This is a genomic window from Streptomyces sp. Pv4-95 (assembly GCF_045782725.1).
Lineage (GTDB): Bacteria > Actinomycetota > Actinomycetes > Streptomycetales > Streptomycetaceae > Streptomyces.
Genome location: NZ_CP127172.1, coordinates 4,999,940 through 5,020,936 on the forward strand (window position 1 = coordinate 4,999,940; position 20,997 = coordinate 5,020,936).

General features: G+C 73.1%; 18 protein-coding genes. 6 read left to right on the plus strand and 12 right to left on the minus strand.

Going from position 1 to position 20,997, the window contains the following annotated elements:
• Window positions 1–591 precede the first annotated feature (591 nt).
• Together QOM21_RS21950 and QOM21_RS21955 are read right to left on the minus strand one after the other, a co-directional pair.
• On the minus strand, window positions 592–1,812 hold the full coding sequence (locus QOM21_RS21950) for an acetyl-CoA C-acetyltransferase (protein ID WP_407552496.1): 1,221 nt from the start codon (window positions 1,810–1,812) through the stop codon (window positions 592–594).
• A 235-nt stretch (window positions 1,813–2,047) separates the two neighbouring features.
• Window positions 2,048–3,061 (minus strand): SGNH/GDSL hydrolase family protein, encoded by a 1,014-nt coding sequence (locus QOM21_RS21955; protein ID WP_407552498.1) that lies wholly within the window; start codon window positions 3,059–3,061, stop codon window positions 2,048–2,050.
• Window positions 3,062–3,258: 197 nt separating this feature from the next.
• Here QOM21_RS21955 and QOM21_RS21960 point away from each other — a divergent pair, with 197 nt between their 5' ends.
• Window positions 3,259–4,647 (plus strand): cystathionine beta-synthase, encoded by a 1,389-nt coding sequence (locus tag QOM21_RS21960; RefSeq protein WP_407552500.1) that lies wholly within the window; start codon window positions 3,259–3,261, stop codon window positions 4,645–4,647.
• A gap of 403 nt (window positions 4,648–5,050) precedes the next feature.
• Here the strand turns inward: QOM21_RS21960 and QOM21_RS21965 are convergent, their stop codons facing one another.
• The 3 genes from QOM21_RS21965 to QOM21_RS21975 form a co-directional block, all read right to left on the minus strand.
• A complete protein-coding gene (locus QOM21_RS21965; RefSeq protein ID WP_407552501.1) occupies window positions 5,051–6,454 on the minus strand; it encodes a purine-cytosine permease family protein in 1,404 nt (467 codons plus the stop codon).
• A 265-nt stretch (window positions 6,455–6,719) separates the two neighbouring features.
• Window positions 6,720–7,271, minus strand: a complete 552-nt coding sequence (locus QOM21_RS21970; protein WP_407552503.1) for a cysteine dioxygenase — start codon at window positions 7,269–7,271, stop codon at window positions 6,720–6,722.
• Window positions 7,268–8,185, minus strand: a complete 918-nt coding sequence (locus QOM21_RS21975; protein WP_407552505.1) for an amidohydrolase — start codon at window positions 8,183–8,185, stop codon at window positions 7,268–7,270. The genes QOM21_RS21970 and QOM21_RS21975 overlap by 4 nt, the downstream gene beginning before the upstream one ends.
• 238 nt (window positions 8,186–8,423) lie before the next feature.
• Between QOM21_RS21975 and QOM21_RS21980 the strand changes: the two genes are divergently transcribed.
• Together QOM21_RS21980 and QOM21_RS21985 are read left to right on the plus strand one after the other, a co-directional pair.
• Complete coding sequence (locus tag QOM21_RS21980) at window positions 8,424–9,449, plus strand: LacI family DNA-binding transcriptional regulator (protein WP_407552506.1); 1,026 nt, start codon at window positions 8,424–8,426, stop codon at window positions 9,447–9,449.
• Window positions 9,450–9,627: 178 nt separating this feature from the next.
• The gene (locus tag QOM21_RS21985; protein ID WP_407552508.1) at window positions 9,628–10,635 is read left to right on the plus strand and encodes a sigma-70 family RNA polymerase sigma factor; all 1,008 of its coding nucleotides are present in this window, start codon (window positions 9,628–9,630) and stop codon (window positions 10,633–10,635) included.
• 15 nt (window positions 10,636–10,650) lie between these two features.
• Here the strand turns inward: QOM21_RS21985 and QOM21_RS21990 are convergent, their stop codons facing one another.
• From QOM21_RS21990 to QOM21_RS22010, 5 genes are all read right to left on the minus strand, one after another.
• On the minus strand, window positions 10,651–11,031 hold the full coding sequence (locus tag QOM21_RS21990; protein WP_407552510.1) for an STAS domain-containing protein: 381 nt from the start codon (window positions 11,029–11,031) through the stop codon (window positions 10,651–10,653).
• Window positions 11,032–11,271: 240 nt separating this feature from the next.
• Complete coding sequence (locus tag QOM21_RS21995; protein WP_407555753.1) at window positions 11,272–12,198, minus strand: ABC transporter substrate-binding protein; 927 nt, start codon at window positions 12,196–12,198, stop codon at window positions 11,272–11,274.
• Window positions 12,199–12,292: 94 nt separating this feature from the next.
• Window positions 12,293–12,964, minus strand: a complete 672-nt coding sequence (locus QOM21_RS22000) for an ABC transporter permease (protein ID WP_407552511.1) — start codon at window positions 12,962–12,964, stop codon at window positions 12,293–12,295.
• A gap of 7 nt (window positions 12,965–12,971) precedes the next feature.
• Window positions 12,972–13,646 (minus strand): ABC transporter permease, encoded by a 675-nt coding sequence (locus QOM21_RS22005; protein ID WP_407552512.1) that lies wholly within the window; start codon window positions 13,644–13,646, stop codon window positions 12,972–12,974.
• Complete coding sequence (locus tag QOM21_RS22010; RefSeq protein WP_407552513.1) at window positions 13,643–14,899, minus strand: ABC transporter ATP-binding protein; 1,257 nt, start codon at window positions 14,897–14,899, stop codon at window positions 13,643–13,645. Before QOM21_RS22010 ends, QOM21_RS22005 begins: the two co-directional genes overlap by 4 nt.
• 173 nt (window positions 14,900–15,072) lie before the next feature.
• Between QOM21_RS22010 and QOM21_RS22015 the strand changes: the two genes are divergently transcribed.
• The 3 genes from QOM21_RS22015 to QOM21_RS22025 all read left to right on the plus strand — a co-directional run bounded on the left by QOM21_RS22015 (window position 15,073) and on the right by QOM21_RS22025 (window position 18,529).
• Window positions 15,073–16,557 (plus strand): aromatic amino acid ammonia-lyase, encoded by a 1,485-nt coding sequence (locus QOM21_RS22015; RefSeq protein WP_407555754.1) that lies wholly within the window; start codon window positions 15,073–15,075, stop codon window positions 16,555–16,557.
• Between the two features lie 176 nt (window positions 16,558–16,733).
• Window positions 16,734–17,726, plus strand: coding sequence for a MurR/RpiR family transcriptional regulator (locus QOM21_RS22020; RefSeq protein ID WP_407552514.1), 993 nt, complete (start codon window positions 16,734–16,736; stop codon window positions 17,724–17,726).
• Window positions 17,727–17,917: 191 nt separating this feature from the next.
• Window positions 17,918–18,529 (plus strand): hypothetical protein, encoded by a 612-nt coding sequence (locus tag QOM21_RS22025; protein WP_407552516.1) that lies wholly within the window; start codon window positions 17,918–17,920, stop codon window positions 18,527–18,529.
• 43 nt (window positions 18,530–18,572) lie between these two features.
• Here QOM21_RS22025 and QOM21_RS22030 read toward each other — a convergent pair whose 3' ends face one another.
• Complete coding sequence (locus QOM21_RS22030) at window positions 18,573–19,898, minus strand: diaminopimelate decarboxylase (RefSeq protein ID WP_407555755.1); 1,326 nt, start codon at window positions 19,896–19,898, stop codon at window positions 18,573–18,575.
• Window positions 19,899–20,018: 120 nt separating this feature from the next.
• Window positions 20,019–20,996 carry an ABC transporter permease gene (locus QOM21_RS22035; protein ID WP_407552518.1) on the minus strand — a complete coding sequence of 326 codons (978 nt, stop codon included), beginning with the start codon at window positions 20,994–20,996 and terminating at the stop codon, window positions 20,019–20,021.
• Window position 20,997: the final 1 nt, after the last annotated feature.

A 20,997-nucleotide genomic window follows, 5' to 3' on the forward strand; every position in this document is an offset into this window, starting at 1 on the left:
ATGCGTTCGGGTGGCCCCATGCTGACCTGCAAGAACGCATTTCCGTCGGGGCGTTGGTCACAATCCTGGGAGCGATTGGGTCGCGATCTTGTCACCAGGTGACGCAGGTCACTCGGCGTCGCTGTACGTGTCCGTACCATGCCGAAGGGTGCGCGCCGAGGGCGAGTTGGGGAGTTCCTCCCCGCATGCCCTCCGCACGCACCCTTTGCCGGCCCCGGCGAACCCACCGCCAAACCGCCCCGCCCCGCGACGCGAACCGGATAAATGGCTCACTTCAGCTGCTCGGAACGGCGACCGCATCGACCCCGGCGGATGGTCGCGCTGCGCTTCGCCTGCGCTGCGGGCAGGTGCCACCCTCCTTCGTCGGGTGACCCCTACCCTCCGCTCCGGCTCAGCTCAGCCGCACGGGTTGATGGTCGCGCTGCGCTTCGCCTGCGCTGCGGGCAGGTGCCACCCTCCTTCGTCGGGTGACCCCTACCCTCCGCTCCGGCTCAGCTCAGCCGCACGGGTTGATGGTCGCGCTGCGCTTCGCCTGCGCTGCGGGCAGGTGCCACCCTCCTTCGTCGGGTGACCCCTACCCTCCGCTTCGGCTCAGCTCAGCCGCTCGATGACCATCGCCATTCCTTGGCCGCCGCCCACGCACATCGTCTCCAGGCCGAACTGCTTGTCGTGCCACTGAAGGGAGTTGATGAGGGTCGTGGTGATGCGGGCGCCCGTCATGCCGAAGGGGTGGCCGACCGCGATGGCGCCGCCGTTGACGTTCAGGCGGTCCAGGTCGATGCCCAGGTCGCGGTAGGAGGGGATCACCTGGGCGGCGAACGCCTCGTTGATCTCGACCAGGTCGATGTCGGACACCGACAGGCCGGCACGGGACAGCGCCTGCTTGGACGCCTCCACCGGGCCGTAGCCCATGATCTCGGGGGAGAGGCCGGAGACGCCGGTGGAGACGATCCGGGCCAGCGGGGTCAGGCCCAGCTCGCGCGCCTTGGTGTCGGACATGATGACCAGCGCCGCGGCACCGTCGTTGAGCGGGCAGCAGTTGGCGGCCGTCACCAGACCGTCGGGGCGGAAGACCGGCTTGAGGCCGGAGACGCCCTCCAGCGTGACGCCGCCGCGCGGCCCGTCGTCCTGGGAGACGACCGTGCCGTCGGGCAGCGTGACCGGAGTGATCTCCCGCTCCCAGAAGCCGTCCTTGATCGCCTTCTCGGCGAGGTTCTGCGACCGCACGCCGAACTCGTCCATGTCCTGACGCGTGACGCCCTTGAGGCGGGCCAGGTTCTCGGCGGTCTGCCCCATCGAGATGTACGCGTCGGGGATCAGGCCGTCCTCGCGCGGGTCGTGCCAGTCCGCGCCTTCCTGCTCGGCGCGGGCCGCGGTGCGGGCCTCGGCGTCGGCGAAGAGGGGGTTGTGGGTGTCCGGCAGGCCGTCGGAGCTGCCCTTGACGGACCGCGAGACGGTCTCGACGCCCGCGGAGATGAAGACGTCGCCCTCGCCGGCCTTGATGGCGTGCAGCGCCATCCGGGTCGTCTGGAGCGAGGAGGAACAGTAACGGGTGACGGTGCAGCCGGGGAGGTGGTCCATCCCCATCTGGACGGCCACGATGCGGCCGAGGTTGTGGCCCTGCTCGCCGCCGGGGAGGCCGCAGCCCAGCATCAGGTCGTCGATGGTGGTCGGGTCCAGCTCGGGCACCTTGGCGAGCGCCGCCTCGATGATCTTCGCGGTCAGATCGTCGGGGCGAAGGTCCTTCAGCGACCCCTTGAAGGCGCGGCCGATCGGGGAGCGGGCGGCTGAGACGATCACGGCTTCGGGCATCACGGCTCCAGTGAGAAGGTGTGGCGCGGCGAGGATCCCCGCGTCTGCCGGGGGTGCCTCGGGGGACGGAACAGTCGGACGACGGGGCAGGACTGTGAGGGAAGTTACCTGCACGTAGTGCCGAGGTCACGGGTCGCGCGCTGTGATGAGGGCCTCTTTTCTAAGCGGGCGCTTATGAGGTGAGGGGAGGGCCGGCGACCTGCCCGCACCCTCCCCTCGCCCCGCGCCGCTCCGCTCAGTGCGTGACCGGCGGCCGGTCCGGCGACTCCGGGTCCGGCAACTGACGACGCCTGCGGTGCTTGAGCAGTGCCCACGGGGCGCGGGAGGCCGTGACCTCCGTACCGCCCTCGGAGGCGGCCCGTGCGGCGGCCTGCTCGACCGGCAGGATGCCCTCGCGGCGGGCGGGCTCCGGCCGCTCCTCCTCGGGCCAGAGGCCGAGCGCGGCGCACAGCGTCGGCAGCACCGCCATCGCGGCGGTGGCATAGCCCTCCGCCGACGGGTGGTAGTTGTCGGGGCCGAACAGCTCCCGGGGACGCGCCTCGAACTCCGGGCCGAGCAGATCCCCGAGCGAGACCGTACGGCCGCCGCTCTCGACCACACCGATGGTCTGCGCGGCCGCGAGCTGGCGGGAGAGGCGGCGGGCCACCCAGCGCAGCGGCTGGTAGACCGGCTCGATGGTGCCCATGTCCGGGCAGGTGCCGACGACGACCTCGCAGCCCGCTTCGTTCAGCCGGCGCACCGCGTCCGACAGCAGGCGCACCGACTCCGCGAACGGCATCCGGTGCGTGACATCGTTGGCACCGATCATGATGACGCAGACATCGGGCCTGGTGCGCTCCTCGGCCAGCATCAGATCGACCTGGCGCTCCAGGTCGTCGGACCGGGCACCGGGCAGGGCGACGTTGCGGAAGTCGACGGGAAGTTCGGCGACCGCGGCGAGGCCCGAGGCGAGCAGCGCGCCCGGGGTCTGGCGGGGCCGGCTGACACCCTGGCCGGCGGCGGTGGAGTCGCCGAGGAAGCCGAGCCGCAGCGGCGGCCGGTCGGAGCGGTGGCCGAAGGCGGCGCCGTAGCGGCCGTCGGCGCAGGGAGGAATGTCGCTGGAGCCGCCGACCGTACGGCGCGCGAGGCGGACCTCGGTGAGCAGCACTCCGACGGCGGCGACGCCGAGCAGACCCACCCCGCCGCCGCCGACCGCGGCGGCGGTAGCGATCCGCCGGGCCACCCTCGCCCTGGACATCGTCATCGGCATAGGCCGGGCACCTCCCCGTGCAGTGCGTGCGCGCCTCGGCCGCGGGAGCCCGGCGCGCTACGAAAACGGCAAGAACTCGTACAACAGGTTGTTGCCCCGTTGTGCGCAGATCGCAACGCACCGGGTCTCCGGTGCGGACGGGCAATAGGCTGGCGGAACGGGCGCAGGACAGCGTGCCCCCGACCGCGGAGACCACCGTGCAGTTTTACGAATCGATGATTGAGCTAGTCGGCAACACCCCGCTCGTGCGGCTCAACAACGTCACCCGAGGGATCCAGGCCACCGTCCTGGTGAAGGTCGAGTACTTCAACCCCGGCGGTTCGGTCAAGGACCGCATCGCGGTGCGCATGATCGAGGCCGCCGAGCAGTCGGGTGAGTTGCAGCCCGGCGGCACCATTGTCGAGCCGACGTCCGGGAACACCGGCGTAGGACTCGCGATCGTCGCCCAGCAAAAGGGTTACAAGTGCATCTTCGTCTGCCCTGACAAGGTGTCGACGGACAAGATCAATGTGTTGCGGGCCTACGGCGCGGAGGTGGTCGTCTGCCCGACGGCCGTGGACCCCGAGCACCCGGACTCCTACTACAACGTCTCGGACCGGCTGGTGCGCGAGACGCCCGGTGCCTGGAAGCCCGACCAGTACAGCAACCCCAACAATCCGCGCTCGCACTACGAGACGACCGGGCCGGAGCTCTGGGAGCAGACGGACGGGCGGATCACCCACTTCGTGACCGGTGTCGGCACGGGCGGCACGATCAGCGGGACCGGCCGGTACCTCAAGGACGCGAGTGAGGGCCGGGTGCAGGTCATCGGGGCCGACCCGGAGGGGTCGGTCTACAGCGGCGGCTCCGGGCGTCCGTACCTCATCGAGGGTGTCGGCGAGGACTTCTGGCCGTCCGCCTACGACCGTACGGTCGCGGACGAGATCGTGGCGGTCTCCGACAAGGACGCCTTCCAGATGACACGGCGGCTCGCCAAGGAGGAGGGCCTGCTGGTCGGCGGCTCCTGCGGGATGGCAGTGGTGGCCGGCCTGGAGGTCGCCTCGCGGCTCGGGCCGGACGATGTCGTGGTCGTGCTGCTGCCGGACAGCGGCCGCGGCTATCTCTCGAAGATCTTCAACGACGAGTGGATGGCGGACTACGGCTTCCTGGAGGAGAGCGGCACCGCGGCCCGCGTCGGCGAGGTGCTCAAGCACAAGGAGGGCGCCCTGCCCTCGCTGGTGCACATGCACCCGGAGGAGACCGTCGGCGAGGCGATCGACGTACTGCGCGAGTACGGCGTCTCGCAGATGCCGATCGTCAAGCCGGGCGCCGGGCACCCCGATGTGATGGCCGCCGAGGTCGTCGGCTCGGTCGTCGAGCGGGAACTGCTCGACGCGCTCTTCACGAAGAGCGCGTCCCTCGACGACCCGCTGGAGAAGCACATGTGCCCGCCGCTGCCGCAGGTCGGCTCGGGCGAGCCGGTCGCCGACCTGATGGCCGTCCTGGAGGGCGCCGACGCGGCGATCGTGCTCGTCGACGGCAAGCCGACCGGCGTGGTCAGCAGGCAGGACCTGCTGGCCTATCTGGCGCGCGCGGTGGCCCACTAGCGGGCTGGGCGCGTCGGCGGCCCTTGCGGCGGCGGCCCGGCAGGGCCGTCACGGCGTCAAGTGGCCGTCAGGGAACGGGCGGTCGCCGCAAGGTGTACGTATGCGTCACGTGCTCGCAGCACGGGCTTAACACTCGTCCTGCACATTGGTGACCAGGCGATACGGACCTCCGGAGCGGCTCCCGGACTTCCACGGTCGCCAGGATGCGACGACCGGCCCTGACCCGGGTCGCGTCCCTTGCGGGGACCGCCGTCGTCCCGCCCCCGGCTCAGCCGGGGTGCGGCGGTCCCCGCAACACCTTTCTCCTGACGCGCCGTCGGTTCCGTTGCCGGGACCGCGGTTGCGCGTCCGTCAGGTTCCCGAAGGGTCTCCCCGCACTCGCGCCCCCGGGTGAACGGCGCCGCTAGCCGGCCGGGGTCCGCTGCTCCTCGCGGACGGTGGAGTCCGGGACGCGGGCGGTGTCGCGGTGGGCGACGGCCCAGTAGAGGACAGCCGGCACGGCGAGTCCGACCAGCCAGGAGATGTCGGCGCCGCCGAGCGGGGCCACCAGCGGGCCGGTGTAGAAGTGCGTGGTGAGGAAGGGGAGCTGGGCGAGCACCCCGAGGCCGTAGACGGCCAGTGCGCGGACGTTCCAGGCGCCGTAGCGGCCCGCGGGGTCGCTGAGCGCGGGGATGTCGTACCGCTCCTTGGAGATCAGGTAGTAGTCGACCAGGTTGACCGCCGACCAAGGGGTGAAGAAGGTCAGCAGGAACAGCAGGAAGTCCTTGAACGAGGTGAGGAAGGAGTCCTTGCCGAGGAGGGCGACGGCGGTCCCGGCCACCATGATTCCCGCGATGTAGAGGGACCGGCCACGGGCGGAGAGCGTGCGCTGGCCGCGGAAGCCGCTGACGCTGGTGACCAGCGACATGAAGCCGCCGTAGGTGTTGAGGATGTTGATGGTGAGCTTGCCCAGAGCGATGACGAAGTAGAGCAGCGAAGCGATCAGCCCGACGCCGCCCAGGCCGACGATGTAGCCGACCTCGTGCCCCACGAACGCGGCGGGCGCCGCGGCGGCGGCCAGCGCACCGAACGTCATCGACCACTGCGAGCCGAGCACCGAGCCGGACAGCGTCCACCAGAAGGTGGCGCGTGCCGAGGTGCGGCGGGGCAGGTAGCGCGAGTAGTCGGCGACGTACGGGCCGAAGGCCAGCTGCCAGGACGCCGACAGCGAGACGGCGAGCAGGAAGACCGGCAGCCCGAAGTCGCGGTCGTGCAGGAGGTCGGCGAGGTCGGCGCGCTGCGTCAGGCGGATGCCGAGGTAGACGAAGGCGACCGCGCAGACCAGACCGGCGATCTTGCCGAGGGTGTGGATGAGGCGGTAGCCGACGGCGGCCGCGAAGGCGGTGACGGCCGCGAAGAGGATGATGCCGGGCGTCTCGCCGAGGTGGGTCAGCTCCCCGACCGCCTGGCCGGCCAGCACGCTGCCGCTGGCGAAGAACCCGATGTACATCACGATGACCAGGGCGAGCGGTACCACCGCGCCGCGCACGCCGAACTGCGCCCGCGAGGTGATCATCTGCGGCAGTCCCAGGCGGGGGCCCTGCGCGGAGTGCAGGGCCATCACCGCGCCGCCCAGGAGGTTGCCGAGGAGCAGCCCGATCACCGACCAGAAGGCGTTCGCCCCGAAGACGACGGCCAGGGCGCCGGTGATGACGGCGGTGATCTGGAGGTTGGCGCCGAGCCAGAGGGTGAACTGGCTGAAGGCGCTGCCGTGCCGTTCGTCGTCCGGGACGACGTCGATCGAGCGCTGTTCCACCACGCCTGCCATAGGTGCCGCCTCTTCCGCCGCCGGTGCATGAGGTTCGGGACAGGCATGCGCACGAGCTGCCTGTATGAGTCCATGCAGAATCGCTTCGGATGAATGGAAGGTCAATAGGTGGGGGTTAAATACTGGTAACCGGCGCCTCCGGGCGGGCGGGAACGGTCTGCTCCCGGGCAGGGGAGCTGTCTCGGGGTCTGCCGGAAACCGCTGGGCCGCGCGTGGTGGGATCTGCCGGGCCGCGCGTGGCGGGAACCGCGCGCGGCCGGGATCGTCAGGCCGCGGGGGCGTCCATCGGCCGCAGCTCGTCCGCGTACGAGACCGAGATCCGGCGCATCAGCCCGTCCTCGGTGATGTCGTACTGCCCCAGGCGCCACAGCGGCGGTGAGTAGGCGTGCACCGAGACGGCGTCGTCGGTGGCGCCGGTGAGCCGGTGGATGTGGTCCGGGCCGAAGCAGAACGACGAGCCGGCGCCGACGGCGGTGGCCAGGTGCTCGCCGCCGATCCGCGGGTTGGACTCGGTCAGGACGCCCTGGACGACCCGGACCGCCCCGGAGGAGACGTCGTGGTCGTGCCAGCCGGTGTCGTTCTGCCGGGTCCAGCACAGCAGCCAGACGTCGACGTACTCGTCGCGGTGGACGGACGCGAAGTGGCGCTCGGTGTCGGAGAACGCGACCTGCTCGCGCCACAGGTCGGGGCGGGCGGCGAGCGAGTCGACCAGGGTGCGCAGCTCGCGCTTGTCGAGGTCGCGCTCGGGCAGCGCGTGGAACGGCTCCTCGGCCCGCGCCCGCGCCTCGGCGTCGGCCTGGGAGGTGCGGTACGTCATGGACGGACTCCTTTCGTCGGGCCCAGCAGGCGGGCCGGGTTGGCGGTGCGCAGGGCGTGGACGGCGGCGTCCGCGCCGAGGTCGGGCAGGACGGGCCGGGCGTAGGGACGGTCGCTGCCGGTGACGACGACATCGATGCCGACGGCCCGGACGAGCGCGTCGACCGCGCGGGTCCCGTAGGAAGAGGTCTCGTAGAAGGCGTGGTGGTCGACCCGGCCGCGGTCCCGGCCGCCGCCGCGGGCGACCAGCCGCTCGCCGTGCAGCGGCGCGAGGCCCGCGAGCGCGGCGAAGCAGACCCGCAGGTCCGGGTGGTGCGGCCGGCCGAAGGCGCGGAAGGCGAACCAGGAGGCGTGCAGCTGCTGCACGTACGGCACCAGCGCGGGCCACCAGGCGGGGGCGGATTCCTCGGCGGGCGGGGCCGCGCCGGGGTGGATGAACAGGGGCTTGCCGAGGGCGGCAGCGACATCGAGGAGTGGCGCGCAGCGCGCCCACCCGGCCGCGTCGAGCAGGGCGGTGGCCGGCAACTGCAGCCCCACGCAGCCGCGTTCCAGCTCACGCCGCACACTCCCGGTGTCCGGCTCGGTGGTGGACAGGCACGGGGTGGCCCAGACGCCGAACGGGGCGGGCAGGTCCAGCGCGCCGTCGTGGAAGGCGGCGAGGAGCGGTGCGGCCTCCCGCGGCGGCAGATATTCGATGCCGAGCGGGCTGGAGAGCGAGACCAGCGCCAGATCGAGGCCGTCCGCGCGGGCCAATCGGGCGCGGGCCGCGATGTCGTGGTCGGCGGGGTCCACGGCGTACGGCGGTTCACCGGGCAGGTGCAGGGTCCAGCCGTCGAGCAGGGGCGGGGTGCTGCGGGCGCGCAGCAGCGCGAGGAACTCGGGCGGCCAGAGGTGCTGGTGAACGTCGGTGGGCACGGGGCCTTCCTCGGGGCGGGGGCGGAGAGGGCTGGTGGCGGTGGGCGTGGCCGTGGGGCCGGGGCGGGCGCCACCGGTCGGGGTGCGAGGGGCGACGGCTCGGCCGTGCGCGGGTCGCGCGGCGCCTGGTTAACCGCTTCACTGATGCGTTTAAGTGAAGCGGTTAACACGAAGGGCTGTCAAGGCCGCGGCCGTTCTTGGCACGGCCGGGGCCGCCGCCTTGGGTAGGCTTCCGGTCATGGCCAGGCCCAATAAGCGCACCACCCTCCGCGAGGTGGCCGAGGCCACCGGACTCTCCACCGCGGCCGTCTCCTACGCACTGCGTGGCAAGCACGTCTCCAAGGAGACCGAGGAGCGGGTGCGCAAGGCCGCCGCCGAGCTCGGCTACGAAGCCGACCCGATCGCCCGCGCCCTCGCCAGCGGCCGCACGAGCATGGTCGGCGTCCTGGCGGGCGATCTGCAGGACCTCTGGCAGCAGCAGCTGATGGCCGCGATAGGCCGCGAGCTGCTGGCCGGTGACCGCTACGCGCTGATCCTGGACGCGGGCGGTGACCCGGTACGCGAACTGGCCCTCGCCAAGCAGCTGCGCGACCAGCGCGTGGACGGCCTGCTGGTGTCGCCGGTCGACCCCTCGGCGGAGGGGTGGGCGCAGATCGCCGACGCGGTGCCGGTGGTGTCCATCGGTGACGCGCTGAGCCGGGCCAGGACGGCGGGCGAGGTGCTCTTCGACAACCGCGCCGGGATCGACGCGGTCCTGGACTACCTCCGCGGCCTGGGCCACCGCCGTGTCACGGTGCTGACCCCGACCGGCCCCTCGACCCCCGACCGCCCCGCCGACGTGTATGTGCGCGAGGCCGCCGACCGGCTCGGCATCGGCGTCGAAGTGCTGCCCTGCGCACAGGAGTTGGGCGAGGCGACGGCAGTCGCCCGCCGGGTCCTGACCGGCGCGGGACACGCCGGGGAGACCGCCCCCACGGCCGTCTTCTGCTTCTCCGACTCCATCGCCTACGGCGTCTACGCCGCGGCCGCCGAGGCGTCCCTGGCCGTCGGCCGGGACCTCTCCGTCGTCGGCTTCGACGATCACCCCGTCTCCCGTGTCCTCACCCCGCCGCTGACCACCCTCGACTGGGGGCTGGCCGACATCGCCAAGGAGGCCGGGCGGCTGGCGGTCGCGGCCATCGAGGGCCGCCGCGTCCGCCGCAAGCGCATCCTGTGCGCCCCCCGGCTCTCCGAGCGGGGATCGGCGGTCCGGGCGCCGGGCTGACGGCGCGCGGTGCGGGCGGCGGCGCTGCCGGCCGGCCCCGGTCGGGAGCCGTGGCCCGAGGGCGCCCCGGGCTCTCGCTGCGAACCTTCCGCGGAAGGAGGAGACTGGTGCCGGGCGCTCCGGTAGCGTCGAGCCACGCGTGCCGGGCGGTCGGCCGACGGGTGAGGGGCGGTCCTCGATGAAGCGGTCAGCAACCAGCGATGTCACGGTCGAGGCGGACGTGCGGTCCGCGCCGGCGGCAGGGGATCTGGCGGACCGGCTCGAAACGCACCGTACGGAGCTGACCGGCTACTGCTACCGCATGCTCGGGTCGGCCTTCGAGGCCGAGGACGCCGTGCAGGAGACCATGGTGCGGGCCTGGCGGAGCCACGACAGGTTCGAGGGGCGGTCCTCGCTGCGGTCCTGGCTGTACCGGATCGCAACGAACGTCTGCCTGGACCTGCTCAAGGGCAGCAGCCGGCGGGCACGGCCGATGGACCTGGCGTCCCCCGCGAGCGTGGACACCCCCGTCGGTACGGGACTCCCCGAGGCCACCTGGATCGGCCCGATGCCGGACGGCCGGGTGCTGACCGGTGCCGAGGACCCGGCCGAGGCGGCCGTCGCCCGGGAGTCGATCCGGCTCGCGTTCGTCTCGGCACTGCAGCGGCTGGCGCCCCGGCAGCGGGCGGTGCTGATCCTGCGCGAGGTGCTCAGCTGGTCGGCGAGCGAGGTCGCAGAACTGCTCGGCAGTTCCGTCGCCTCGGTCAACAGCGCCCTGCAGCGGGCCCGTGCCACGCTCGCCGCGTCCGCGGACACCGCGACCGAACCGGCGGAGCCGCTGGGCGAGGCGGAGCAGGAACTGCTCAAGCGGTATGTCGACGCCTTCGAGCGCTTCGACATGGAGGCACTCACCGCCGTCCTGCACGAGGACTCGACGCTGTCGATGCCGCCGTACGAGCTGTGGCTGCGCGGCCGCGAGGACGTCGTGAAGTGGATGCTCGGGCCGGGCCACGGCTGCCGGGGATCCCATCTGGTGCCCCTCTCGGCGAACGGCCGGCCGGCGTTCGGGCAGTACCGCGGGGACGGCACGCCGTGGGCGATCCAGGTCATCGAGATGGCCGGCGGGCGGATCACCGGGCTCCATTCCTTCCTCGACACCGACCGGCTGTTCCCGCTGTTCGGACTGCCGCCGCGGTACGCGGGCTGACCGCGAGACGTCCCTTCAGCGGTCGGCTGCGTCCGACGGGTCCGACGGGTCCGTCGCGTCGGTGGGCAGCACCTCGCAGAGGCCGGTCAGGGCCAGCAGGAGGCCGAGTGCTTCGGGGACGTGCCGCAGCCGCAGGTGGTGGCCGTGCCGGCGGGCGGTGAGCTGGAGCCGGAGCAGTGCCTCGACGGTCGGGGCGTCGGGTGCGACCAGGGCCCGGACGTCGCAGAGGACCGCGGCCGGCGGGCGGTCGCGCAGGAGCGCGCGCAGCCGGCGCTGGAGCGTGGGGATCTCCGCCGCCGGGATCGAGGGGCCCGTGGGGCGAAGGGCCGGGTGCGGGCCGGCCGGCGGCCGTACGTGTCCCGTGCCGGGCTCCGGTGGCTCGTACGGGGTGGGCACGGTCGGCCTCCAGTCGTGGCGTGCGTGCCGCGGGGAGGGCAGCGCCTGTAAGGAAGACCGTCCGGGACGGGCAAAGTCATCGGGTCGGCCGCGGCCCATGGATGTCCCGGAACCCGAGCCGCCCGCCGGAAGACGCACGAGGGACTTCGCCGTCTCCTGGCCGGGCAGCGGGCAGCGGGCGCCGGAGCAGAGCACCGAAGGCACGGCAGCCGGTGCTCGGGGCGCGGGGGTGCGGTGCGGTCAGCTCAGGTGGTGCTTCTTCAGCCAGGCCTCGGCCACCCGGTCCGGGTCCTGCTTCTCCTTGTCCACCTGGCGGTTGAGCTCGGTCAGGTGGCTCGTGGTGAGGGCGTTGCCGAGGCGGGCGAGCGCCTTGCGGACGGTGGAGTCGGCCTTGCGGGAGGCGATCAGCGGGACGATGTGCTGGGCGGGGATGAGGTGCTGGGGGTCGGCGAGCAGCACCCAGCGGTTCTCCGCGATGTCGACGTCGGTGGTGAAGACATTGCCGACGTCGATGTCGCCCTTCTTCAGGGCGCCCTTGACCAGCGGTCCTGAGGAGTCCAGCGACTTGAACTCCTTGAACTCCACGCCGTACCGGTCCTTGAGGCCGACCACCCCGACGACCCGCTTCTTCATCTCCGGGGCGGCGCCGAACACCAGCTTGCCGTTCACCTTCTTCAGGTCGGTGAGCGACTTCAGCCCGTAGCGTTCGGCGGTCTCGCGGGTGACGGCGAAGCTGTCGCGGTCCTCCGCGGCGGCGTACGGGAGGATCTCCAGCCCGTTCGGCACCACGGTGGCCAGCGCGTTCTGCATCGCGCCCGCCTCGGTCTCGGTGGCCTTGTCGTCGAGGTAGAGCAGCAGGCTGCCCTGGTATTCGGGGAGCAGGTCGATGTCGCCGGAGCGCAGGGCCGGCACGACGATCTCGCGGGAGCCGAGGTTGGGCTTGACGGTGGTCTTGACCCCGGCGGCGTTCAGCACGCCCGCGTAGAGGTGGCCGAGGATCTGGTTCTCGGTGAAGTTGGCGGTGCCGATGGTCAGGCCGCCGCTGCTGTTGCCGCTGTCGCCGCCGGCACCCGACCCCTTGAGGGAGGTGATGCCGGAGGAACAGGCGCCCAGCAGCGGGACGGAGGCGCCGGCGAGCAGGGCGGTCAGTGCGGTACGGCGGGTCATGGGGGACCGGGGTGTGGGGTTCACCGGGGTGCGGCGGTTCATCGGGACTCCTGGGTCCGTACGGGAGGGGGCGGCGAGGGCGCGGGCGGTGCGGTCAGCGGGCGGCGGCGGGGCGGCCGCGGAACAGCAGCCGCTGCAGCCCGCCCAGGGCCAGGTCGGCGATGACGGCGAGCACGGCGACGAGGGCCGCGCCGCCCAGCACCTGCACCAGGTCGCGCTGCGCGAGCCCGTCGAAGACGTAGCGCCCGAGTCCGCCGAAGCTGACGTAGGCGGCGATGGTGGCGGTGGCCACGACCTGCACGGTCGCGAGCCGGATGCCGGTCATGATCAGCGGCAGTGCCAGCGGGAGTTCGACCTGCCACAGCACCTGGTGGCCGCGCAGCCCCACGCCCTTCGCGGCGTCCTTGACCTCCGGGTCGACGGCGGCCATGCCCGCGTAGGTGTTGGTGATGATCACCGGGACGGCGAGCGCGACCAGGGACACGTACACCGGCCAGACGCTCAGGCCGCCCGCGAGGAAGACCAGGGTGACCAGGCCGACGGTGGGCAGCGCCCGGCCGAAGGAGGAGACATTGACGGCGAGGAACGCGCCCCGGCCGGTGTGCCCGATGAGGAGGCCGATCGGCAGGGCCAGCACGGCTGCGGCGAGGGTGGCCAGCACCGAGTACTCCAGGTGCTCCAGGAGGCGGGCGGCGATGCCCTCCGGCCCCGCCCACTGCGCGGAACTGGTCAGCCAGGACGCGAGGTTCTTCAGGAGTTCGAGCATCGTCGTCTCACGCTCGCTTCCGCGGCTTGGAGGTGCGCTGGGCGGAGGTGCCGCGCCGCCAGGGCGTGCACAGCCACTGGACGGTCACCAGCAGGGCGTCGGCGACCAGGGCGAGCAGCAGGGTCAGGGCCACGCCGGCGACGACCGGGGTGGGGAAGTTGCGCTGGAAGCCGTCGGTGAAGAGCTGGCCGAGGCCGCCGTAGCCGATGTAACTGGCCACGCTCACCAGGGAGATGGACATCACCGTGGCGACCCGCACCCCGGCCATGATCACCGGGAGGGCGAGCGGCAGCTCGACGGTGAGCAGGGTGCGCAGCGGCCTGGTGCCCATCGCGGTCGACGCCTCGCGGGCCTTGGCCGGGACCGCGTCCAGGCCCTCGACGGTGTTCCGCACGAGCACGACCAGCGTGTACGCGGTCAGCCCGACGATCGCGGTGGTGCGGGTCAGGCCGGTGACCGGCAGGAGCAGCACGAAGAAGGCGAGGGAGGGGATGGTGTAGAGGATGTTGGAGGCGCCGAGGACGAAACCGCGCAGCGGGCGTACCCGGTGGGCGAGGACGGCCAGCGGCAGGGCGATCAACAGGCCGATCAGCACGGCCGGGACGGCGGTGGCGAGGTGGTCCGCGGTGAGGACGGCCAGCTCGCTCGCGTGGTCGGGGAACCAGCCCCATTCGATGGTCATGCGCGACGCTCCGAGCCCTCGGCGCCCTTGCCGGCCGAGGCGGTGGCGTCGGCGGCTTCCTCGGCGGTCGCGGTGTCATCGGGGGTGTCGGCGCCGTCGGTGGCGTCGGCGGCTTCGGGGTTGCCCGCTTCGGCCGTGGGGGGCTTCGCCGCCGCCCTGCCCGCCTCGGCGTGGCTGCGGCCGGCGCGGTCGTGGACGGCCTCGCGGGAGGTGAGCCCGGCGAAAGCGCCGTCCGAGGTGACCCGGGCGACGGCCGCGGCGGGCGAGGAGACGGCTTCGTTGAGCGCCGAGAGCAGGGAGTCCTCGTCGCGCAGCGGGCGTACGGGCTCCAGCGCGGCCTCGCCCGCCGTCCCGGAGCCGGGCAGTGCGTCGGTGTCCAGCCACCCCAGCGGTTCCCCGCCCGGTCCGGTCACCAGGCGCCAGCGGCCGTCGGCGCGGGAGATCCGGGAGACCGGCTCGTCGGCGCGTACCGCGGCGCCGGGCGTGCAGGGGACGTCGGCGAGGGTGGTCAGCGACAGCAGCTTCAGCCCGCGCTCGGCGCCGAGGAAGCCGGCGACGAAGTCGTCGGCGGGACGGGCCAGCAGCTCGGCGGGCTCGGCGCACTGGACGAGCCGTCCGCCGGTGCGGAAGACCGCGATGCGGTCCCCGAGGCGGACGGCCTCGTCGATGTCATGGGTGACGAAGACGACGGTCTTCTGCAACTCCTCCTGGAGGCGCAGCAGTTCGTTCTGCAACTGGGTGCGGACGACCGGGTCGACGGCGCCGAACGGCTCGTCCATGAGCAGGACCGGCGGGTCGGCGGCGAGTGCGCGGGCGACGCCGACGCGCTGCTGCTGGCCGCCGGAGAGCTGGTGCGGGTAGCGCTTGCCGGAATCGGCGGGCAGTCCCACCAGCTCCAGCAGCTCGGCGGCGCGGGCGCGCGCCTTGCGGCGGCCCCAGCCGAGCAGGAGCGGGACCGTGGCGATGTTGTCGAGGATGGTGCGGTGCGGGAACAGCCCGGACTGCTGGATGACGTAGCCGATGCCGCGGCGCAGTTCTGCGGCGTCCGCTTCCAGGATGTCCCGGCCGCCGACGCTGATCGTGCCGGAGGTCGGGTCGACCATCCGGTTGATCATCCGCAAGGTGGTCGTCTTGCCGCATCCGGAGGATCCGACGAGGACGGTGACGCCGCCCTCGGGGAAGTCCAGCGACAGATCGTCAACGGCTGTGGTGCCGTTCGGGTATCGCTTGCTGACTGCGTCGAACTTGATCATCCGCTGCCCCTTGCCCGGCCTGTATAACGTCATGCAGAGTCTTAGGCGCGTGAATAGAAGTCAATAGGTTGGTGTTAATCGCCTGTTACTTCGGTTCACGGTACGGACCTGGGTGTCGGATTTTCATCCACAAAGCGCGCTATAAGAGGGAGTTGAGCCCCTTGGTATCCCACATGCTGGACGCCGGTCGGCGGGCCGCGCGGCTCGTCGCACTCGACGGCAACGGGCTGGGCACCGCCGACGTCGCCGCCCTCGCGGAGCGCACCGCGCGCACCGCCGCGCCCGACCCCAAGGCACTCGCCCATGCGGAGGAATCCTGGGACACCGCCCGCCGGCTCGCCGCCACCGGACGGGTCTACGGCCGCAGCACCGGCGTGGGTGCCAACCGCACCGAGGACGTCGGGACCGCCGATGCCGAACACGGCCTGCGCCTGCTGCGCAGCCACGCCGGCGCCATTGGCGACCCGCTGCCCGCCCGCGAGGTCCGCGCCATGCTCGTGGTCCGCGCCAACCAGCTGCTGGCGGGCGGCGCCGGCCTCCACCCCGCCGTCATCACCGCACTGCTGAGCGCCCTGGACGGCGGTGCGCATCCCGTCGTCAACGAATTCGGCGCGGTCGGCACCGGCGACCTCGCCGCCCTCGCGCAGACCGGGCTGGCCCTCGCCGGCGAACACCCATGGGCCTGCGAGCCGGGCGGCCGCGCGCCTGCCGCCATCCCCCTCGACAGCAACGACGCCCTTGCGCTGATCAGCAGCAACGCGCTCACGCTGGGCCAGTCCGCGCTCGCCCTCGACGAACTGCGCCGTCTCCTGGCCGCGTCCCTCCCCGTCGCCGCGCTCTCCCTCCTCGCCGTCGGCGGCTCCTACGAGCCGTTCGCGGAACCCGTCATGCGGGCCCGTCCGCACCCGGGCTCGGCGGCCGCCGCGGCACGTCTGCGCACCCTCTCCGGTGTCCCCGACCGCCCCTCGCCACCCCTGGGGCGCATCCAGGACCCGTACGGCTTCCGCTGCATCCCGCAGATCCACGGTCCCGCGCTGGACGCCGCCGACACCCTCGAACAGGTCCTGGCCGTGGACCTCAACGCCGCCGCCGAGAACCCGCTGATCAGCGTCGAGGACCAGGCCGCCTACCACCACGGCAACTTCTACGCCGCGCACGCCGCGCTCGCCCTGGACACCTTCCGGCTGGCGGTCCTGCAGACCGCCCGGCTGTCCACCGCCCGCCTCGCGGCCCTGTCCGAGCCGGACTTCACCCGGCTGCGGCCGTTCCTGGGGGACGCCGCGCCGGCCAGCTCCGGCGTGATGATCCTCGAATACGCGGCCGGTGCGGCGCTCGGCGAGATGCGCGCCGTCTCCCACCCGGCGTCGCTCGGCCACGCCGTGCTCTCCCGCGGGGTGGAGGAACAGGCCAGTTTCGCCTCCCTCGGCGCCCGTCAGACGCTGCGTGCCTGCACCCACTACCGTCATGTCCTGGCCTGCGAACTCGTCGCCGCCGTACGCGCGTTGCGGATGCGGTCGCTGGAACCCGAGCCCGGTCTGCCGGTCGCCGCCGCCTACGCCCTCGCCACCGAGGTGCTGGACCCGCGGATGGAGGACCGGCCGCTGACCGACGACGTGGCCGTGGCGGCGGGGCTGCTCGACCGGCTGGCGGACCTGTGACCGCCGACGGTCCGGTGGGTGGCGCGGCCGGGCCGACCGTGGCGGGGCGGGCGCGTCGCCACGGAGCCGACGCGCGGCCGGGTCCTGACGCGTCCGCCGGACCTGAGGGGCCCAGGAATTCCGTACAGTCGGTCGACACACGACAAGGCCCCCGACCGGGCCGGGAAGAAGAGGCGATGAGCGGGGACGGGGACAAGGGCGGCCCGGCCGACGGCACGCGGCCCGACACCGGTACGGCCGACGAAGCGCCCGCGGCCGCCGCGGGGGATTCCGGCGTGCCGGCGCCGGGCGGCGCGGGTGGCACACCGGCCCCGGAGGCAGCAGCGGCCGAGGACGTCACCGGACCGGCGGCCCGCCTCCAGAAGCTGTTCGAGGGCCACCGGCTGACGCCCACCCAGCGCCGTATCGCGCACTGCATGGTGCGCCGGGCCGCGGACGCGCCGTTCCTCTCCAGCGTCGAGCTGGCCGACCTGGCCGGCGTGAGCCAGCCCTCCGTCACCCGCTTCGCCGTCGCCCTCGGCTTCGACGGCTACCCGGCGCTTCGACGCCATCTGCGGGAGGTCGCGCCCGCCGAGAGGCCCGGTGGCACCGGCGCCTACAACGAGTACCAGCAGGCGGTCCAGGCCGAGATCGAGAACCTCCGCCACCTCTCCGCGGTCCTCGCCGACCCGTCCCCCGTCATCCGGGCCGGCCGTCTCTTCGCCGCGTCCCGGCCGCTGCCGGTGCTCGGTCTGCGCGCCGCCTCCGCCCAGGCCGGCGGCTTCGTCTACTTCGCCCGCAAGGTCCACCCCGACGTCCGCCTCCTCGACGAGGGCGGCACCATGCTCACCGACCGCATCGACGCCGCGGTACGCGCCGGCGCGAGCGTCCTGCTGTGCTTCGCGCTGCCCCGCCACCCGCGCGAGGTCGTCGACGCCCTGGAGTACGCCCGCGCCGCAGGACTGACCGTCGTCACCGTCGCGGACAGCGCTTTCGCCCCGGTCGCCCAGCACACCGACCTGCTGCTGCCGGCGCCGGTCGGCACCGGCCTGGCGTTCGACACGGTGTGCGCGCCCATGCTGCTGGGCCGGGTCCTGCTGGAAGCGATGTGCGACGGCCTGCCGGACGCCCAGGCCCGCTTGGAGGAGTTCGACGCGAGGGCGGCGGAACGGGGCCTCTTCGTGGAGTGAGCGGAGCGCCACTCCGTCGTGGACAGCGCTGCTTCTTCGCCGTGCGAGGGGGCATGCGCGCGGGACCGGGGCCCGGCCCGGTCTCAGAAAATCCTCATCCTGCCCCGCTACGCTCCGCCGCCGATACAGAGGTGACCCACTGACGCCGCGTGCTGCTGCGACGCGGCCGTCTCGGCTGGAGGAGGTCTGACGTGGGGCGCGGAGCGATTGCGCTGGCACGGGTGGCGGTCATCGTGCGGGCACCGGCCGGCTGGCTGTGGTGGTCCGGACTGGCGGCGGCGGGCATCGGGGTGCTGGTGCCGGGGCTGACCGGGCGGACGATCGGGGTACTGGCGGGGGCGGCGCTGTGCCTCGTCGCCGCATGTGGGGTGTTCGCCGCCCGGCGGGGCCGCTACACGGGCCTGGCGGCCGAGGCGTCCCGCGCCGGCAAGGCCGTCATCCTTCAGGACCGGTCGGTCACCCTGCGGGTCTGGCGGCGGGCGCACCGCCGGTGGCTGCTCCTCGCGTTCGTCGCGGCGGTCGGCTCGTCGTTCGCCCTGCCCGCGGCCGGCGGGCTGCTGATGGCGGGCGCCGCGCTCGGGCTGTGGGCCAAGGCGTCGTGGCTGGGCCGCTGGGAACGGGCGCACGAGTCACTGCTGTGGGTCCGCACGGAGTCCGCGGGCCGGGGCGGCGCCGCGGGCAAGGACGTCCGGGGATACCTCACCACCGGGGTGGCGGCCGGCGATGCCGCCCCCGGGGGCGCACGCGGCACGGGGACGCCGGCCGCGGTGCGCCCGACGCCGGCTGCTGCGGCGCGGCGGTAGCCGCTACGGGTAGGGGTTGCGGGTTGCGGGTAGGGGTGCAGCCCTATCCGAGGTCGTGCAGGGCGTTGGTGTGGGCGCCGCCGCTCTCCGCGGTGAGTTCCTCCAGGGTCTGCGGTGTGCGGATGGTCGCGAAGCGGACGCCGCCGGGGTCCGCGGCGTAGCCGTAGATCCCCGGGCGGGGCAGCGAGTTGTAGGCGAAGTGGGTGGAGAAGTAGTAGGCGCCGGTGTCCAGCAGGGCGGCATGGTCGCCGGACTCCAGGCGGGGCAGCGAGCGGTTCTCGGCGACCAGATCGCCGGCGAAGCAGCAGGGTCCCGCGATGTCCTGCGCGACCGGCGCACCCGGCTTGGGCAGGCCCGCGCCGTCGTAGGCCGCGACCCGGATCGGCCAGGCATCCGGCACGAAGACCGTACGGGTGGCGACCTGGGCACCGGCGTGGGTGATCGCGATGGGGCGGCCGCCGGCCGTCTTCGCGTACTCGACGCGGGCGAGGACCGTGCCGTGCTTGGCCAGCAGCGAGCGGCCGAACTCGGTGACGAGGCCGTAGCGTCCGGAGAACAGCCCGGGGACGGTGGAGCGCAGCAGCTCGGCGTACTCGCGGTAGGTCGGGCGCATGTCGTCCGAGGCGAAGTTGACCGGCAGGCCGCCGCCGATGTCGAGGGTGTCGATCTGCCGGCGTCCCGCCTTGTCGTTGATCTCCTCGGCGAGGTCGAACAGGGACCGGACCCCCTCGGCCATCAGCTCCAGGGGCATGCCCTGGGAGCCGACATGGGCGTGCAGCCGCGTCAGCCAGGGGCGGTCGAGGCAGGACCTGACGACCCAGTCGTGGGCGCCCTCGTCGCGCAGCGCGATACCGAACTTCGAGGTGTCGGTCGCGGTGCTCATCGCGCCGATGGTGCCTCCGCCGACCTGCGGATTGACGCGTAGCCCGATGGGCGCGCTGCTCGGCGCGGAGGCCATCAGGGCGTCGATGCGCTCCAGTTCCGCACGGTTGTCGGCGTTGACGGCGATCCCCAGGGCCAGCGCCTCGCGCAGCTCGGCGGGGGTCTTGGCGGGGGAGTCCAGGACCGTAGCCGTGGCCGGCACCCCGGCGGCCCGGGCCAGCGCCAGCTCGCCGGGGCTGGCCACCTCGCAGCCCAGCCCCTCCTGCGCCAGCAGCCGCAGGACGGGCACCAGCGAGGCGGCCTTCACCGCGAAGGCGTGCAGGACCGGGGTGTCCGGGGCGGCGAACTCCTCGAAAACGGCGCGGAGTTCCCTCGCCGAGCGTCGGATCCCGACGATGTCCAGGAGCCCGGCCACCGGCTCGTCGGGGCCCAGCAGGCCCTCGGCGACGGCTGCCTGTACGGCGCGGTCTCGGTCCGTGAAGGTCATGGAGCCAGTCATGGGGCAACTCCATCATTGGGTGGGGGCGTCGCGCCATCGGGTGCCGGGCGTCGGCGGGTCCCGACGAGCCGGCCGCGCTGCGGGGCCCGGCCGACGGGGAGCGGGGCGTTACGCCGCCCGGGCACCGCTCAGGACCGCCTTGCGGTGGCGTTCGGTCAGTCGGGAGCCGGACTCCCGGCGGGCGGCACGGCGCAGCAGGGGCACCGCGAGCAGGAAGCCGAGGACGGCCCACGCGGTCAGGACCAGCGCCACCGTCGGCAGCTCCCAGGAACCGGCCGGCTCCGCGGCGCGGGCGGCGTCCGGCAGCAGCGCCGAGCGCAGCCCTTGCGCCATCCACTTGAGCGGGAAGACCGAGGCCACCTTCTGGACCACCACGGGCAGCGAGCTGAGCGGGAAGACCGCGCCCGAGGTCACCAGCAGCGCCATCACCGGCAGCATGATCAGCGCCAGTGCCTCGCGCGGATTGGGCAGCACCGCGCCGATGGCCGCGCCCAGCGGCACGACCGCGAGCAGGCCGAGCGCGGTGACCCACAGCAGGGTCAGCCAGCCGGCGGGCTCGTACGGCAACGGCCCGTTCACCAGCAGCGCGGCGGCGCCCAGCAGCACCGCGAGAGTGCCCAGCGCCATCACCACCACCAGCAGCGACTTGGCGACGAGGTACGCCGGTATCCCGCCGGGCGTGGCGCGCAGCCGCAGCAGGGCGCCCTCCTCCCGTTCGGTCACCAGGATCTGCGGGAGGTTGACCAGGCCGATCTGGAGCAGCAGATACGCGGCGAAGCCGGCCAGCGTCAGGTGCGCGAGCGGGACGTGCGTGCCGGGCACGTCACTGTGGATGGTGCCGGCGAGCACCAGCGCGACGACCACGTTGATCAGATGGCCGCTCATCTCCTTGGGGTTGCGCAGGAGGTGTTGCAGCTCGATGCGGCCGCGCAGTATCCCGGCCCGCCAGTAGCGGCGGCGAGCTGACCCCGAAGGCCGGGGGGCGCCACCGGCCCCTTCGTGGCGCGGGATCCCCGCGTCGTCTGTCCCCGCATCCCCCGTGACCCGGGCCCCGGTCCCGCCGTTCGTGTCCGGTCCCTCCGGCATG

Bases quoted from the DNA above. Each gene is read 5' to 3' on its own strand.
- QOM21_RS22020 (WP_407552514.1), top strand. From the start codon at position 16,734: ATGAGCGGGGACGGGGACAAGGGCGGCCCGGCCGACGGCACGCGGCCC.
- QOM21_RS21970 (WP_407552503.1), bottom strand. From the start codon at position 7,271: ATGACGTACCGCACCTCCCAGGCCGACGCCGAGGCGCGGGCGCGGGCC.
- QOM21_RS21965 (WP_407552501.1), bottom strand. From the start codon at position 6,454: ATGGCAGGCGTGGTGGAACAGCGCTCGATCGACGTCGTCCCGGACGAC.
- QOM21_RS21950 (WP_407552496.1), bottom strand. From the start codon at position 1,812: ATGCCCGAAGCCGTGATCGTCTCAGCCGCCCGCTCCCCGATCGGCCGC.
- QOM21_RS21995 (WP_407555753.1), bottom strand. From the start codon at position 12,198: ATGACCCGCCGTACCGCACTGACCGCCCTGCTCGCCGGCGCCTCCGTC.
- QOM21_RS22035 (WP_407552518.1), bottom strand. From the start codon at position 20,996: ATGCCGGAGGGACCGGACACGAACGGCGGGACCGGGGCCCGGGTCACG.
- QOM21_RS21980 (WP_407552506.1), top strand. From the start codon at position 8,424: ATGGCCAGGCCCAATAAGCGCACCACCCTCCGCGAGGTGGCCGAGGCC.
- QOM21_RS21955 (WP_407552498.1), bottom strand. From the start codon at position 3,061: ATGCCGATGACGATGTCCAGGGCGAGGGTGGCCCGGCGGATCGCTACC.
- QOM21_RS22005 (WP_407552512.1), bottom strand. From the start codon at position 13,646: ATGACCATCGAATGGGGCTGGTTCCCCGACCACGCGAGCGAGCTGGCC.
- QOM21_RS22010 (WP_407552513.1), bottom strand. From the start codon at position 14,899: ATGATCAAGTTCGACGCAGTCAGCAAGCGATACCCGAACGGCACCACA.
- QOM21_RS22030 (WP_407555755.1), bottom strand. From the start codon at position 19,898: ATGACCTTCACGGACCGAGACCGCGCCGTACAGGCAGCCGTCGCCGAG.
- QOM21_RS22000 (WP_407552511.1), bottom strand. From the start codon at position 12,964: ATGCTCGAACTCCTGAAGAACCTCGCGTCCTGGCTGACCAGTTCCGCG.
- QOM21_RS22015 (WP_407555754.1), top strand. From the start codon at position 15,073: ATGCTGGACGCCGGTCGGCGGGCCGCGCGGCTCGTCGCACTCGACGGC.
- QOM21_RS21985 (WP_407552508.1), top strand. From the start codon at position 9,628: ATGAAGCGGTCAGCAACCAGCGATGTCACGGTCGAGGCGGACGTGCGG.